Below are 14,829 nucleotides of genomic sequence, written 5' to 3'. Positions count from 1 at the left end.
CGGGCTGTGCCAGAACAGGAGAAGGGAATGACGACGTTTGAAAAAATCACTGCGCTGCTGGATCAGCAGCAGGCCAGCTACCGCGTGGTCGAACATGAGGCGATAGGGCAGACCGAACAGATCAGCCAGATACGCGGCAACGCGCTGGGCCAGGCGGCCAAAGCGATGGTGCTGGAGGTCAGCATGCCGGATGGTGCGCCGTCGCGTCAGCTGCTGGCGATAGTGCCGGGCGACTGCCGGATCAATTTCAAAAGTGCGGCGCGCGCCATCGGCGGCAAAAAATCCTCTTTCGCCGCGCCGGAGCTGGCACAGGCACTGACGGGCTGTGTGATGGGCGCGGTGCCGCCGTTTAGTTTTGATGACCGGCTGGCGCTGCGGGTGGATACCCGGCTGCAACAGGTCGGAACGTTATGGTTTAACGCGGGCGAGCTGGAGAAGTCGATCGCGCTGGCTACAGATGATTATTTTCGCATCGTAGGTGAAGCGTGCTGTGCAGATATCGCATCCCCGATTGCGGTCACCGTCTGACGGCGGGACAAGGAGTTTCTGATGTCGGTAAAAGATATGCTGTTAGCGCTGTGCGTGGTGGTGGCGTGGGGCGTCAATTTTGTGGTGATCAAGCTGGGGCTTCAGGGTATGCCGCCTTTTTTGCTCGCCGGGCTGCGTTTTAGCCTGGTCGCCTTTCCCGCCATTTTCTTTGTGCGTCGCCCGCCGATTCCGCTGCGCTGGCTGGTGGTTTATGGCATGACCATCAGTTTTGGTCAGTTCGCGTTTCTGTTCCTGGCGATCAAGCTCGGCATGCCTGCCGGTCTGGCCTCACTGGTGCTGCAGGCACAGGCATTTTTTACCCTGTTGCTGGGCGCGCTGTTGCTGGCGGAGAAGCTGCGCTGGAACCATATCGTCGGGATTATCATCGCCACGCTGGGGATGTTTATGCTGGCGACGGCAGGCATGGAAGGACAGACCAGCGGCGGTATTACGCTGACCACCATGATGCTGACGCTGTCGGCGGCGCTGTCATGGGGGCTGGGTAATATCACCAATAAGATTATTATGCGGAACCGTAGCGTACCGATCATGTCACTGGTGGTCTGGAGTGCGCTGGTGCCGATCGTTCCTTTCTTTGCCTGTTCATTGCTGTTCGATGGCCAGGCCGCCATCGTTAACAGCCTGCTGCATATCGGCCTGCAGACCGTGCTGGCGCTGTTCTATCTGGCGTTTGTCGCCACCATTGTGGGCTACGCCATCTGGGGGAATTTGCTGAGTCGCTATGAAACCTGGCGCGTCGCGCCGCTGTCGCTGCTGGTGCCGGTGGTAGGGATTATTACCGCCGCGCTGGTGCTGGATGAGCATCTTTCCGGGCAGCAGATGCTGGGTGCGGTGGTGATTATACTGGGGTTACTGGTCAATGTGTTTGGTGGCGTGCTGGGTCAGCGCTTAGCGATGCGAACGCAGTCGTAAGGACAAGTCCGCCTTCAGATATAAGGGCAAAAAAAACGCCGCTAACGCGGCGTTTGTCATGATTACTTCAGAATCTCAATACGGCGTGGTTTTGCCTCTTCCGGCACCAGTCGTTCAAGATCGATGCTCAGCAGACCATTCTCGAGACGGGCATCGCGCACCACAATGTGGTCGGCGAGCTGGAATTTACGCTCGAAGTTACGCTCGGCGATACCCTGATACAGGTATTTACGCTCGGTCTGCTCTTCAGGATGGGCACCCCGCACGATCAGCACGTTATCGTGCGCCGTGATATCCAGTTCGCTCTGAGCAAAACCGGCCACCGCAATAGTAATGCGATAGTGATTTTCATCGACCAGTTCAACGTTATAGGGAGGGTAGCCGCCATTGCTCTGATTCTGATTAGATTCGAGCAGGTTAAACAGGCGATCAAAACCAATAGCAGAGCGATAAAGTGGGGTGAGATCAAAATTACGCATATTAAGACTCCTGAATTTCAGCAAGTTTTGGCAACCTTCCACTAGTGGACAGGCTGGATACGGCACCCCACTGTCCCTTGCGGCAACGGTGAGTGCGTCCGTAAACTAAAAATGGGTGCCACAAGACCATTTTCAAGAGGGCGAAACGCAATTTTTTTCGCCAAATTGCGGAAATGACATACACTCAGGACTACTTTTGCCAGACCCAGACGGACTTCGCCCCAGAGTGTTGACGTTGTCTGGCAAGCCAACTCAGCCAGGCTTATGCCATGACTGAAGGGATGATGATGATGAAATTGATGAAGGCCTTACCTCTGGCTGGAATGGTGTGCTGCGCAATGGCAACAACCGGCTGTTCCAGCGTGATGTCTCACACAGGTGCGAGTCAGGGCTACTATCCAGGCACCCGTGCCAGCGCTGATATGCTGTCCGATGGTGATACCAGCTGGGCGCTGAAGCCGCTGGCGTTAATCGATCTTCCTTTCTCTGCCGTGCTGGATACGCTGCTGCTGCCGTGGGACTACTATCGCAGCGACAAAGATAAATCTCTCGACTCTCCACGTGAACGCATCCTGCAGAGCGAAAGGCTGGCGCATACGCAGGAAAGCCTGGCGCAGGCGCAGCCTATGCCTCCTATGCGGTCACTGCCGCAACCGTAAAGAGTTGCCGCCAGCCATTCACCTCACGCATATAAGCAATCTGTGTACCATCAGGTGACCAGACCACCGCGTCACCTGATGGCGCCTCTTCCGTTCTGCGGGTCAGACGCTGACACGCACCGCTATCAACGTCACATCGCATCACGCTGTTATCGCAGATAAAAGCGATCGCCTGGCCGTCAGGATGCCAGCTAAAGGCGGACTGAATGCTGTGGCTGAGTCGGGTGATCTGACGCGGTTCACCGCCGTTGGGGGAGACCGTCCAGAGCTGGATCACCTCTGCGGCATCCGCCATCAGAAATGCTATCTGGCTGCCATCCGGTGCGGTGCGCAGCCAGTGGCGAGGTTGCAGAGCCACACCACGGCTGTGCGTCAGGCGACGCTGCTGCACGCCTGCCGGTGGCGCAGGTAACTGCTGGCTGCTGCCCTCCAGCGGCATCTCTCCGGCGCGGGCGTAATCCTCCAGCGCATCAGGCAAATCAACAATAAAAACTTCAGGCCGTTTTTCGCCCTGCGCCGTCAGCGTGTCGCCAATAAAGGCGATCGCCCAGCGCTGCCAGCTGCCGTCCGGCTTCTGGTAGCCACGCTCACCGACCCAGCACTCCTCACAGGCACGATTAATCTGGTCACTGCCTGGCAGCGGTTCCGCATGCGTCTGGCTCACCAGCAGGCAAAAAAAGGTGCCGTCATATTCGCGCGGATGCTGCTTTTCAGGCGTTACCGCGCAAAGGGGCACCGCGATGCCGACGTTGCGCAGATCGAGCCGGCTATCCAGTTCGTGCATCACGTGGTCATTGTAGGTAAAGCTCAGGCGGGAACCGTCGGGACTGAAGACATGTACATGCGAGCCGCCACGCAGCGCGCCAGGAGTAAACGGTGGCGTGATATCGCAGGCATCCAGATTCACCGCCGCACCGTTCTGAACGATCACCCCGCGCCGGTGGTGGAAGTCATACTGCCAGCTGGCATCGGGATGTTCCGGGCCATGAATGCAGACGTAGCGCGGTGGCAGATCGGGACTGACCGTGACGACGCCGACATGGGCACCGTGCCGGGCCTGATAGAGCACCTCTACCTCACCGGTCATCACATTGACCCGCTCAATGGTCTGGCTGGTAAACGACGCACCCGATGGACGAACGTCAAACGTCAGCCACTGACTGTCGGCAGTCCAGACATTAATATTGGTGAGCTGATGCTGACGGGCAGCAAAGGTGATCTGTTTTTCTGACATGATGAAACCCGCGGAGAAAGAGTTGCCCGACAAATTACGCGATTCTGTTTTGCGGTGCAGCTTTTTTGCCGGGTTAAGGGATCCGGGCCGTAGTGGCCCGGCAGAGAACAGGCCGTTACAGCACTAACTCTTCGATGGCATGCGCGACGCCATCTTCCATATTGGTTTTGGTAATGAACTGAGCCATTTTCTTAACAGAGTCAATGGCATTCCCCATTGCGACACCCGTTCCTGCGTATTCAATCATCGCCAGATCATTCTCCTGATCGCCAATCGCCATCACTTCTTCCTGCTTCAGGCCAAGCTTCTCAGCCAGCATTTTAACGCCCTGGCCTTTATTCACCCGACGATCGAGGATTTCGAGGTAATAAGGCGCGCTTTTCAGGATGGTGTAGGTCTGCTGAGCATGCCCGGGCAGGCGGGCAATCGCCGCGTCGAGCAGGGCGGGCCGGTCGATCATCATCAGTTTCGGGAAGCGCATGGCACGATCCATCTCCTCCACTGCGCGGTAGCGCACCGGAATGCCGGTCAGGCTCGCTTCATGGATGGTGTATTCGCTGATGTCTTTGTTAGGGGTATAGAGATGGGTTTTGTCGAATGCCTGGAAATGCACGCCAAGCTCACGCGCCAGATTCTCGATGTAGAGATAGTCGTCAAAGGTCAGCGTCACTTCCGCCACGCACTCACCATCTTCGGCCTGATGAACCAGCGCACCGTTGTTGCTGATCGCGTACTGGCCGGGCGCCTGCATATCCAGCTCCATCAGATAGCGCTGGATACCCACAAATGGCCGGCCAGTGGTCAGCACAATCGACACCCCTTGCTGACGGGCGCGATCCAGGGCGGATTTCACCGCCGGTGTGATCTCATGTTGCGGGTTGAGCAGGGTGCCATCCATGTCGATAGCGATCAATTTAATAGCCATAGAGTCCTCGTAGCGTCTGGGTTTTGTTCAATGCTAGCGCGATTCAGCGCACATTGACCAGTTTCATAGCAGGCGGGAACGGCCAGCTGACCGCCAGGTTCAGGCGGTAAAGAGATCGCGGTGGATTTTAATCACGGCTTTTCGGATAGTTGCGGGTTCGCCAGGGGCGCAGCAGGGGCGATGGATATCGTGCGGGAAAAAGAGCGCGAACATGCCGGGCATCAGCGTAATCACTGACTCATTCAATATCTTCTGATAAAAAACGACGTCACGTTGCTGAGCGAAATCTTCGGTGATGTGCTGGTCGGGATGGGCGCGGGCCACGCCAATATTTTCGGTGCCTGCCAGCAGATACTGAATATCGATGTAGTTGAAGTGGGACTCCGCTTTGCGTGCGCTGGCCGGTTCGGTCATCATCTCCTGCACCAGACAGAACATTTTGTTGTCGGGCAGGATCTCATATTTACCGGTTTCCAGCTGGCTGAAGTCTGTACTGGCAATCCAGCTTATCGCCTGGTCGACCACCGGATGAAAGGCGTGACGTTCTCTGTCCCAGTCGTGACGATCGCAAACAATCATGGTGTAACTCCCTGTGTTGAATGGTGCGCGGTAAATGCGCAAAGAGGGGCAAGAGTAAGGGAGCTGACCGGGTTAAAACGTGATCGGGATCGCAGCCTTTGGGCAGCAGGACGCGGCCGGGCGGGTTTCCGCTCGTACGGCACAAAAAAAGCCATCACCTGGGTGATGGCCTTTCATCTCTGATGCCGCTTAAATGTCGATATTGGCGGCTTTCAGCGCATTTTCTTCGATGAAGGCGCGGCGCGGTTCAACCGCATCGCCCATCAGGGTAGTAAACAGCTGGTCAGCGCCAATCGCATCTTTAATGGTGACGCGCAGCATACGACGGCTGTCTGGATCCATGGTGGTTTCCCACAACTGCTCCGGGTTCATCTCGCCCAGACCTTTGTAGCGCTGGACCGAGAGGCCGCGACGCGACTCTTTAATCAGCCACTCAATCGCCTGTTCGAAGCTTGCCACTGGCTGACGACGCTCGCCACGCTCGATGTAAGCATCTTCTTCCAGCAGACCACGCAGTTTGCCGCCCAGGGCGCAGATTTTGCGGTACTCAGGCCCCTGAATGAAATCAGCATCCAGCGGATAGTCAGTATCTACACCGTGGGTACGGACGCGCAGTACCGGCTCGAACAGGTTTGATTCGCGGTTTTCACGCACGTGTGCCAGATAGGTGCTGCCATGCGCTTCGCGTTCAGTCAGATAGCTCACCAGACCGTTCAGCCAGGTTGTAACCTCTGCTTCATTGCTCAGGTCGCTCAGCGTGTCGTGATAAATCATCGCACGCAGCATGGCCATCGGATAACGGCGCTCCATACGTTTGATCATCTTCTGGGTGCTGTTGAAGTCAGTGACCAGCGTCTCCAGCGGCTCACCGCCCAGCGCCGGCGCGCTGGCATTGGTGTGCAGCGTCGCACCATCAAGCGCGATAGCGATCTGGTATTGATCCATCGCCTCGTCATCTTTGATGTACTGCTCCTGCTTGCCTTTCTTCACTTTGTAGAGTGGCGGCTGGGCGATATAAACGTGGCCGCGCTCAATGATTTCAGGCATCTGACGATAGAAGAAGGTCAGCAGCAGGGTACGGATGTGCGAACCATCGACGTCGGCATCGGTCATGATGATGATGCTGTGATAGCGCAGCTTGTCCGGGTTGTACTCGTCGCGACCAATACCGCAGCCCAGCGCGGTGATCAGCGTGGCCACTTCCTGGGAGGCGAGCATCTTGTCGAAACGCGCTTTCTCAACGTTAAGAATCTTACCTTTCAGCGGCAGAATCGCCTGGTTTTTACGGTTACGGCCCTGTTTGGCCGAACCGCCTGCGGAGTCACCCTCCACCAGGTAGATTTCAGACAGTGCCGGGTCGCGCTCCTGGCAATCCGCCAGTTTGCCTGGCAGACCAGCCAGGTCGAGCGCGCCTTTACGGCGGGTCATTTCACGGGCGCGGCGTGCCGCTTCACGGGCACGGGCGGCGTCGATGATTTTGCCGACTACAATTTTGGCGTCTGATGGGTTTTCCAGCAGGTATTCAGCCAGCAGTTCATTCATCTGCTGCTCAACCGCTGTTTTCACCTCGGAGGAGACCAGTTTATCTTTGGTTTGCGAGGAGAATTTAGGATCCGGCACTTTCACCGAAACCACAGCGATCAGACCTTCACGGGCATCATCACCGGTGGCGCTGACTTTGGCCTTTTTGCTGTAACCCTCTTTTTCCATGTAGGCATTCAGGGTACGGGTCATCGCTGAGCGGAAACCGGCGAGGTGTGTACCGCCGTCGCGCTGTGGGATGTTGTTGGTAAAGCAGTAGATATTTTCCTGGAAGCCGTCGTTCCACTGCAGTGCCACTTCCACACCAATGCCATCTTTCTCGGTAGAGAAATAGAACACGGTAGGGTGAATCGGGGTTTTGTTTTTGTTGAGGTACTCAACAAATGCCCGGATGCCGCCTTCGTAGTGGAAGTGATCACTTTTGCCATCACGCTTATCATCCAGACGAATCGACACGCCGGAGTTCAGGAATGAGAGTTCACGCAGGCGTTTCGCCAGGATGTCATACTCAAAATCGCGCACGTTGGTAAAGGTTTCGTGGCTTGGCCAGAAACGTACACGGGTCCCGGTAATATCGGTCTCACCCGTCACCGCCAGCGGTGCCTGCGGTACGCCATGGACGTAAACCTGCTGATGCACTTTGCCTTCGCGACGAATGGTCAGCTCCAGCTTCTGCGACAGGGCGTTAACCACGGAGACACCCACACCGTGCAGGCCGCCGGAGACTTTATAGGAGTTATCATCGAACTTACCGCCCGCATGCAGCACGGTCATGATCACTTCAGCGGCAGAGATGCCCTCTTCTTCGTGAATGCCGGTAGGAATGCCGCGTCCATCATCCTGCACTGAAACGGAGTTATCCGCATGGATGGTGACCACAATGTCACTACAGTGACCAGCGAGCGCTTCGTCGATTGCGTTATCCACGACCTCGAATACCATGTGATGCAGACCGGTACCGTCATCGGTATCGCCGATATACATGCCCGGGCGTTTGCGTACCGCATCAAGTCCTTTCAGGACTTTAATACTTGAGGAGTCATAAGAATTCGACATCAACGTTTCTCGCTCATTTTAATCTTCAGGTTGAACCGCTATTTTACCCTGTTCCACGCGGAACATCTTGCCCTTTTCGTCGGTCATGTCGATTACATGTCCGGCAGAAATTGCGCTGACAAACACCTGAGCCTGAGTGGCTTTTAACCGTTCCGCCAACAGGCGTCGGCGGCTCTCATCCAGCTCAGAAGCAAAGTCATCAATGAGGTAAATACAGCGGCGTCCGCTCTGGCTTGTCAGGAACTCGCCCTGTGCCAGTCGCAATGCACACATCAGCAGTTTTAACTGCCCGCGTGAGAGTAAATCTTCTACCGGCGTCCCTTCAGCCCGAATACGAAAATCGGCTTTATGGGGACCGCTGGCGGTATAGGTCAGCGCGCGATCGCGCTCGAAGTTACGTTCCAGCAGTTCGGCGTAGTCGCTCTCTTTGTCCCAGCCACGCTGGAAGGAGAAGCGCAGCTCAAATTCCGGCAGAAACTGACCACAGGTGGCAGTGATCTCCGCTGAAATCGCCGCACTGTATTCCGCCCGCCACTGGCTGATCTGTTCAGCCAGCGGGACCAGCTCCTGATCCCAGGGACGAATCTGGCTATAACGTGAGACCTGGCGCAGCGCCGCGTTCCGCTGTTTAAGCAGGCGGCGCATGTTGTTCCAGGCGTTAAAAAAGCCGGGGGTGTTATGGAAGCAGCCCCAGTCGACATAGGCTCTGCGATATTTGGGGCCGCCATTCAGCAAACTAAAGCCTTCAGGGGTGATTAACTGCATCGGCAGCAGCTGCGCCAGCTCCGCGACCTTGTGACCATCGCTGCCATCAATGCGCACTTTGCTGTCACCGGCACGGTTTTTGGTCAGCCCGACTGAAATTTCCCGCTCTGTGTTTTCCAGACGCCCATGCAGCACAAACGCCGCCTCGTCGTGACGAATCACGCGTCCCGCCTGCAGGCTGCGAAACGAACGGCCATGCCCCAGAGTATGAATCGCCTCTAAAACGCTGGTTTTACCACTGCCGTTGGCGCCGACCAGGAAATTAAAGCCCGGTGCCAGCTGCAGGTCAGCCTGCTCAATATTACGAAAATCTTTGATAAGAAGGCGGGTTAAAGCCATGAATCAGTCCAGCGTGAAGGGCAATGATCGGGATGAAATGGTTTTGCCTTGTAAAAATTCAGGTCTTACCTTTAACAATCCAGGGCGTCGACGGCGAAGCAAGTTTGCGCACGGCCAGCGCACAGGCCCTGGGAGCATACTGAAGTATGTGACCAGGGACGAGCACTGCCCGGGCGCAAAATGGCGAGTAAGTTAGCCCGGCACAGACTATAGACGCATGGGCATGACGACATAGGCCGCTGCCGGGCTCGCCACATCCTCAATCTGCACGCTCGACACCGAATCGGTCAGCAGCAGGCGGACGTTTTCGCACTTCAGCGCGTTCAGCACATCCAGTACGTAACTGACGTTGAAGCCAATCTCCAGTTCCGTGCCGTTGTAGCTGACGTCCAGCATCTCTTCCGCTTCTTCCTGTTCAGGGTTATTGGCGGTGATCTTCAGCTGATTTTCGGTGATATAGAGGCGAACACCGCGAAACTTCTCGTTAGAGAGGATAGCGGCGCGGGCAAAGGCCTGTTTGAGCAGATCGCAGCCCGCTTCCAGCGCTTTGTCGGGGTTCTTCGGCAATACGCGACGATAATCGGGGAAACGGCCATCAACCAGCTTAGAGGTAAAGATGTAGTCGCCGACATGCGCACGGATATTGCTGCCGCCAATCTGAACCTGCAGCGGGGTATCGCCGCCATCCAGCAGACGCAGCAGCTCAATCACGCCTTTACGCGGCACAATCACCGAATGACTCGGCAGCGCCTGACCAATCGGCATAGAGCAGACGGCCAGACGGTGACCGTCAGTAGCCACGGTGCGCAGCTCTTCCCCTTCGGTTTCAAACATCATGCCGTTGAGGTAGTAACGCACATCCTGATGCGCCATCGAAAACTGGGTCGCTTCAATCAGCCGTTTCAGCGTCGCCTGCGGCAGGGTGAATTCAACTTCACTCTGCCAGTCGTCAAGATTCGGGAAGTCACTGGCGGGCAGGGTCGACAGCGAAAAACGACTGCGGCCAGAGCGCACCAGCATGCGATCGCCTTCCAGTGCCAGAGTAATTTCTGCGCCATCCGGCAATCCGCGACAGATATCGAGGAATTTTCGCGCCGGAACGGTGGTGGATCCAGGCTCATGTGCCTGAGTCAGCGCCACGCGTGCGACCATCTCCATTTCCAGATCGGTACCGGTCAGCAACAGCGAACCTTCTGTTACCTGCAGCAGCAGGTTTCCAAGGATCGGCAGCGTCGGACGACCACCCAGGGGGCCACTTACTTGTTGCAGCGGCTTCAGCAGCTGCTCACGTTCAACAATAAATTTCATAGCGTCAGGAAGATAATGTTCTGATGAGATTAGAGAAATCTTCTTTGATGTCGTGGCTCTCTTCACGCAGCTGCTCAATCTTGCGGCAGGCATGAAGCACCGTTGTGTGGTCGCGACCCCCAAAAGCATCGCCAATTTCTGGCAAGCTATGGTTCGTCAACTCTTTTGCCATCGCCATCGCCATCTGGCGCGGTCGGGCTACCGAGCGCGAACGGCGCTTGGAAAGCAGGTCCGCGACCTTAATTTTGTAGTACTCAGCCACGGTCTTCTGAATATTATCGATGGTGACCAGCTTTTCCTGCAGCGCCAGCAGATCGCGCAGCGCTTCGCGCACGAAATCGATGGTAATCGCCCGGCCAGTAAAGTTGGCATTGGCGATCACGCGATTCAGTGCGCCTTCCAGCTCACGCACGTTAGAGCGTAACCGCTTGGCAATAAAGAAGGCGACTTCACCAGGCAGACGGATGTCGTTCTCATCCGCTTTTTTCATCAGGATCGCCACACGCGTTTCCAGCTCAGGCGGCTCGATCGCCACCGTTAAACCCCAGCCGAAACGTGATTTAAGACGATCTTCCACCCCGTTGATCTCTTTGGGATAGCGATCCGAGGTGAGGATGATCTGCTGATTGCCCTCTAATAAGGCATTAAAGGTGTGGAAGAACTCTTCCTGCGATCGCTCTTTATTAGCAAAGAACTGAATATCATCGATCAGCAGCGCATCTACCGAACGGTAGTAGCGTTTGAACTCTTCAATCGCATTGTTCTGCAGTGCTTTAACCATGTCCTGCACGAAGCGCTCGGAGTGCATATAAACCACTTTTGCATTGGGTTTACGAGCAATGATGCCGTTGCCCACCGCATGCAACAGGTGCGTTTTACCGAGACCGGTGCCGCCATACAGAAACAGCGGGTTATAAGCGCCGCCTGGATTATCCGCCACCTGACGTGCCGCCGCGCGCGCCAGCTGGTTAGATTTACCTTCAACGAAGTTATCGAAGTTATGACGGTTGTTCACATTTGAGCGATAGGTCACGTCGGCCGGTGCCGGAACATTATCCCAGCTGGGGCGCATGATCTGCGTCGGGGCCGGACGAATATGGCTCTGTACGGGCATAACGGGTGCGCTGACGCTGGCCATTACGGGCTGGCTGACCGCTGCCGCCTGCTGCTGAACCGGGCGCGTACCCACTTCAAAACGCAGTGTGGGCACGTTTGGACCGCAGAATTCATTCAGCAGTGCATTGATACTGTTAAGGTATTTGTCCCGAACCCAGTCGAGTACGAAGCGATTTGGAGCATACAAGGCAAGCGTATTGTCGTTTAACTCAGCCTGTAGTGGACGGATCCACATGCTGAATTCTGTGGCAGGAAGCTCATCCTGCAAACGGGCAAGACACTGTTGCCAAAGCGTAAGTGACACGGCGGACTCCACTCGTACAAATTCGAAAAGAATAGTAGGCGTTACTCTAAGAAACGTTCATTTTTGACACAGACGCTAAGAAAGCGCCTGCGACCGCTATCAGCGGTTTTCCGTCCTGCAATCACCGGAGGATCGTCAGCGGAAGGGCGGATCATAGCGCAAAGCGAGGCAGAGATCTTCCCTTTCTACACAGTTTTGATCCTTTTTATCCACAGGCCAGAGGCGCGCAAAGAAGTTTACGCCAGTTGCGGGAAAAACCAGCAGGGATCTGGCGCAATCCATTAAAATTTCGGGCGACATCTCATTTTATCCCCAGGATCCGGCGAGCCGATCGCAATAAGATCCCGCGCGATCCTTGCGCTTTAGTGCGGAGCCCGTATAATTCTCCACCCGACATTGAGCCATCAGGCGAAAAGTCGGGACTCTGCGGGCTGTATGCGGGTTTTCAGGCACTATGACACGCGAAGTAAATTGACTCGGGACTGTACAATTATTACAATCCCGCCTCTTTATTAAAGACACATTGAGGCGTAGGTCGATTTTCTGGCCCGAAACGCGTCACCCAGTGAAAATTTTCAAGTTTAGGTAGAAACCGCCATGAAACGCACTTTTCAACCGTCCGTACTGAAGCGCAACCGTTCACACGGTTTCCGTGCTCGTATGGCAACAAAAAATGGTCGTCAGGTTCTGGCACGTCGTCGTGCTAAAGGCCGTTCTCGTCTGACCGTTTCTAAGTAATAAAGCAAGCCCTGATGGGTAAGCTCGCATTTCCCAGGGAGTTACGTTTGTTAACTCCCACTCATTTCACTTTCGTCTTCCAGCAGCCACAACGGGCTGGCACGCCGCAAATTACTATTCTCGGCCGCCTTAACGCGCTGGGGCATCCCCGCATCGGTCTCACCGTCGCTAAAAAACATGTGAAACGCGCTCATGAACGCAACCGGATCAAGCGATTGACCCGCGAAAGCTTTCGTCTGCGTCAACATGAACTGCCGTCGATGGACTTCGTGGTGGTCGCGAAGAAGGGGGTTGCCGATCTGGATAACCGTATGCTGGCGGAAGCGTTGGAGAAATTATGGCGTCGTCACTGTCGCCTGGCGCGCGGCTCCTGATCGTCCTGATACGCGTCTATCAACGCGGTATCAGTCCATTACTGGGGCCACACTGTCGGTTTCACCCTACCTGCTCTCATTACGGAATTGAGGCATTACGCAGGTTCGGCCTGATAAAAGGCAGTTGGTTGACATTAAAACGCGTATTAAAATGCCACCCCTTGAACCCGGGTGGTGACGATCCTGTGCCGCCAAAAACCTTTGATACCAGAGAACATTAACGATGGATTCGCAACGCAATCTCTTTCTCATCGCTTTTCTGTTCGTGACCTTTATGATCTGGCAAGCCTGGCAGACGGACCACGCTCCGCAGCCACAGCAGACGCAGACCACACAAGGCACAAACAGCGTAGCGGGTGATACCGCCAGTCAGGGTGTACCGGCCAGCGGTCAGGGCCAGACGATCACCGTTAAGACTGATGTCCTGTCATTGAATATCAACACCCGAGGCGGTGATGTTGAACAAGCACAGCTGCTGACCTTCCCGGACAAACTGGGTTCCAGCCAGCCGTTCCAGCTGCTTGAAACGACGCCAGCGTTCCTTTATCAGGCTCAGAGTGGTTTGACCGGCCGTAATGGCCCGGATAACCCGAACAACGGTGCGCGTCCGCTGTTCAACGCTGCGCAGGATCACTTCGAGATGGCCGATGGCCAGTCCGAACTGCGTGTGCCGATGACCTACACCGCTGAAAATGGCGTGGTTTACACCAAAACCTTCATCTTCAAGCGTGGCGAATATGCCGTTAATGTCGATTATCATGTCAACAACACCACCCAGCAGCCGCTGGAAGTGTCGCTGTTTGGCCAGCTGAAGCAGACCATCGATCTGCCTAAGCATCGTGATACCGGCAGCAACAACTTTGCTCTGCACACCTTCCGTGGCGCGGCCTACTCCACCAGCGAGTCGAAATATGAGAAGTATAAATTCGACACCATCGCGGATAACGAGAACCTGAACGCCACTACCAGCAATGGCTGGGTTGCGATGCTGCAGCAGTACTTTGCAACAGCATGGGTTCCGCGTACTGAAGGCACCAACACCCTTTACACCAGCAACCTGGGTAATGGCGTGGCGGCGATTGGCTATAAATCTGCACCGGTCACCATTGCTGCGGGTGCACAGCAGAATCTGGGTGCAACGCTGTGGGTCGGCCCGGAAATTCAGGACAAGATGGCAGCGATTGCGCCGCACCTTGATCTGACCGTGGATTACGGCTGGTTGTGGTTTATCTCTCAGCCGCTGTTCAAACTGCTGAAATTTATCCACAGCTTCATCGGTAACTGGGGCTTCTCCATTATCGTGATCACCTTCATCGTGCGCGGCATCATGTACCCGCTGACCAAAGCGCAGTACACCTCGATGGCGAAGATGCGCATGCTGCAGCCGAAAATTCAGGCGATGCGTGAGCGTCTGGGTGATGACAAGCAGAAGCAGAGCCAGGAAATGATGGCGCTGTATAAAGCAGAGAAAGTGAATCCGCTGGGTGGCTGTCTGCCGCTGGTGATTCAGATGCCAATCTTCCTGGCGCTCTACTATATGCTGTCAGGTTCGGTTGAACTGCGTCATGCGCCATTTATTCTGTGGATCCATGACCTGTCAGCGCAGGACCCGTACTACATCCTGCCGATTCTGATGGGCATCACCATGTTCTTCATTCAGAAGATGTCACCGACCACCGTGACCGATCCGATGCAACAGAAGATCATGACGTATATGCCGGTGATTTTCACCGTGTTCTTCCTGTGGTTCCCGTCAGGTCTGGTGCTGTACTACATCGTCAGCAACCTGGTCACCATTCTCCAGCAGCAGCTGATTTATCGCGGTCTGGAAAAACGTGGTCTGCATAGCCGCGACAAGAAGAAAGCGTAAGCGATCCAGAGCGGGAGCAATCCCGCCTTAAAATAGTCTATTCTCAGGCGGTCAAAGCGACCGCCTGTGTTTTTTGTAGC

At 55.4% G+C, this 14,829-nt stretch carries 15 protein-coding genes; 7 read left to right on the top strand and 8 right to left on the bottom strand.

Annotation, left to right across the window (positions count from 1 at the left end; all coding sequences use genetic code 11):
- The first annotated feature begins 27 nt into the window (after positions 1–27).
- Together AC0T7J_RS17485 and AC0T7J_RS17480 are read left to right on the top strand one after the other, a co-directional pair.
- Positions 28–528, top strand: coding sequence for a YbaK/EbsC family protein (locus AC0T7J_RS17485; RefSeq protein WP_473795549.1), 501 nt, complete (start codon positions 28–30; stop codon positions 526–528).
- 21 nt (positions 529–549) lie between these two features.
- Positions 550–1,461, top strand: a complete 912-nt coding sequence (locus tag AC0T7J_RS17480) for an EamA family transporter (RefSeq protein ID WP_473795547.1) — start codon at positions 550–552, stop codon at positions 1,459–1,461.
- A 62-nt stretch (positions 1,462–1,523) separates the two neighbouring features.
- On the opposite strand, the gene ibpA is transcribed toward AC0T7J_RS17480, so the two are convergent.
- A complete protein-coding gene (ibpA, locus tag AC0T7J_RS17475; RefSeq protein WP_010258920.1) occupies positions 1,524–1,940 on the bottom strand; it encodes a small heat shock chaperone IbpA in 417 nt (138 codons plus the stop codon).
- A gap of 290 nt (positions 1,941–2,230) precedes the next feature.
- On the opposite strand from ibpA, the gene AC0T7J_RS17470 reads away from it, so the two are divergent.
- Complete coding sequence (locus AC0T7J_RS17470) at positions 2,231–2,599, top strand: YceK/YidQ family lipoprotein (RefSeq protein ID WP_473795626.1); 369 nt, start codon at positions 2,231–2,233, stop codon at positions 2,597–2,599.
- Here the strand turns inward: AC0T7J_RS17470 and AC0T7J_RS17465 are convergent.
- The 7 genes from AC0T7J_RS17465 to dnaA all read right to left on the bottom strand — a co-directional run bounded on the left by AC0T7J_RS17465 (position 2,574) and on the right by dnaA (position 11,767).
- Positions 2,574–3,833 carry a DUF3748 domain-containing protein gene (locus AC0T7J_RS17465; RefSeq protein WP_473795545.1) on the bottom strand — a complete coding sequence of 420 codons (1,260 nt, stop codon included), beginning with the start codon at positions 3,831–3,833 and terminating at the stop codon, positions 2,574–2,576. The two genes, AC0T7J_RS17470 and AC0T7J_RS17465, sit on opposite strands and share 26 nt — an antisense overlap.
- A gap of 115 nt (positions 3,834–3,948) precedes the next feature.
- Positions 3,949–4,758: a sugar-phosphatase gene (yidA, locus tag AC0T7J_RS17460; RefSeq protein WP_473795543.1), complete on the bottom strand. Its 810-nt coding sequence runs from the start codon at positions 4,756–4,758 to the stop codon at positions 3,949–3,951.
- A 99-nt stretch (positions 4,759–4,857) separates the two neighbouring features.
- Positions 4,858–5,337 (bottom strand): NanQ anomerase/TabA/YiaL family protein, encoded by a 480-nt coding sequence (locus tag AC0T7J_RS17455; protein WP_010258925.1) that lies wholly within the window; start codon positions 5,335–5,337, stop codon positions 4,858–4,860.
- A gap of 189 nt (positions 5,338–5,526) precedes the next feature.
- Positions 5,527–7,935: a DNA topoisomerase (ATP-hydrolyzing) subunit B gene (gyrB, locus tag AC0T7J_RS17450; protein WP_473795542.1), complete on the bottom strand. Its 2,409-nt coding sequence runs from the start codon at positions 7,933–7,935 to the stop codon at positions 5,527–5,529.
- An 18-nt stretch (positions 7,936–7,953) separates the two neighbouring features.
- On the bottom strand, positions 7,954–9,039 hold the full coding sequence (gene recF / locus AC0T7J_RS17445) for a DNA replication/repair protein RecF (protein ID WP_473795540.1): 1,086 nt from the start codon (positions 9,037–9,039) through the stop codon (positions 7,954–7,956).
- A 207-nt stretch (positions 9,040–9,246) separates the two neighbouring features.
- Positions 9,247–10,347, bottom strand: coding sequence for a DNA polymerase III subunit beta (dnaN, locus tag AC0T7J_RS17440; protein WP_010258930.1), 1,101 nt, complete (start codon positions 10,345–10,347; stop codon positions 9,247–9,249).
- 4 nt (positions 10,348–10,351) lie between these two features.
- The gene (dnaA, locus tag AC0T7J_RS17435; protein WP_010671615.1) at positions 10,352–11,767 is read right to left on the bottom strand and encodes a chromosomal replication initiator protein DnaA; all 1,416 of its coding nucleotides are present in this window, start codon (positions 11,765–11,767) and stop codon (positions 10,352–10,354) included.
- 597 nt (positions 11,768–12,364) lie between these two features.
- On the opposite strand from dnaA, the gene rpmH reads away from it, so the two are divergent.
- The 4 genes from rpmH to yidC are packed head-to-tail and all read left to right on the top strand — an operon-like array spanning position 12,365 to position 14,749.
- Positions 12,365–12,505 carry a 50S ribosomal protein L34 gene (rpmH, locus tag AC0T7J_RS17430; protein WP_003849659.1) on the top strand — a complete coding sequence of 47 codons (141 nt, stop codon included), beginning with the start codon at positions 12,365–12,367 and terminating at the stop codon, positions 12,503–12,505.
- A gap of 14 nt (positions 12,506–12,519) precedes the next feature.
- Positions 12,520–12,879, top strand: coding sequence for a ribonuclease P protein component (gene rnpA, locus AC0T7J_RS17425; protein WP_008926396.1), 360 nt, complete (start codon positions 12,520–12,522; stop codon positions 12,877–12,879).
- Positions 12,843–13,100, top strand: a complete 258-nt coding sequence (gene yidD / locus AC0T7J_RS17420; protein WP_008926397.1) for a membrane protein insertion efficiency factor YidD — start codon at positions 12,843–12,845, stop codon at positions 13,098–13,100. Before rnpA ends, yidD begins: the two co-directional genes overlap by 37 nt.
- A gap of 2 nt (positions 13,101–13,102) precedes the next feature.
- On the top strand, positions 13,103–14,749 hold the full coding sequence (gene yidC / locus AC0T7J_RS17415) for a membrane protein insertase YidC (RefSeq protein ID WP_473795536.1): 1,647 nt from the start codon (positions 13,103–13,105) through the stop codon (positions 14,747–14,749).
- Positions 14,750–14,829: the final 80 nt, after the last annotated feature.

It is taken from the genome of Pantoea sp. E956-1 (assembly GCF_982223955.1).
This window is presented reverse-complemented; position numbering and strand designations above follow the sequence as displayed.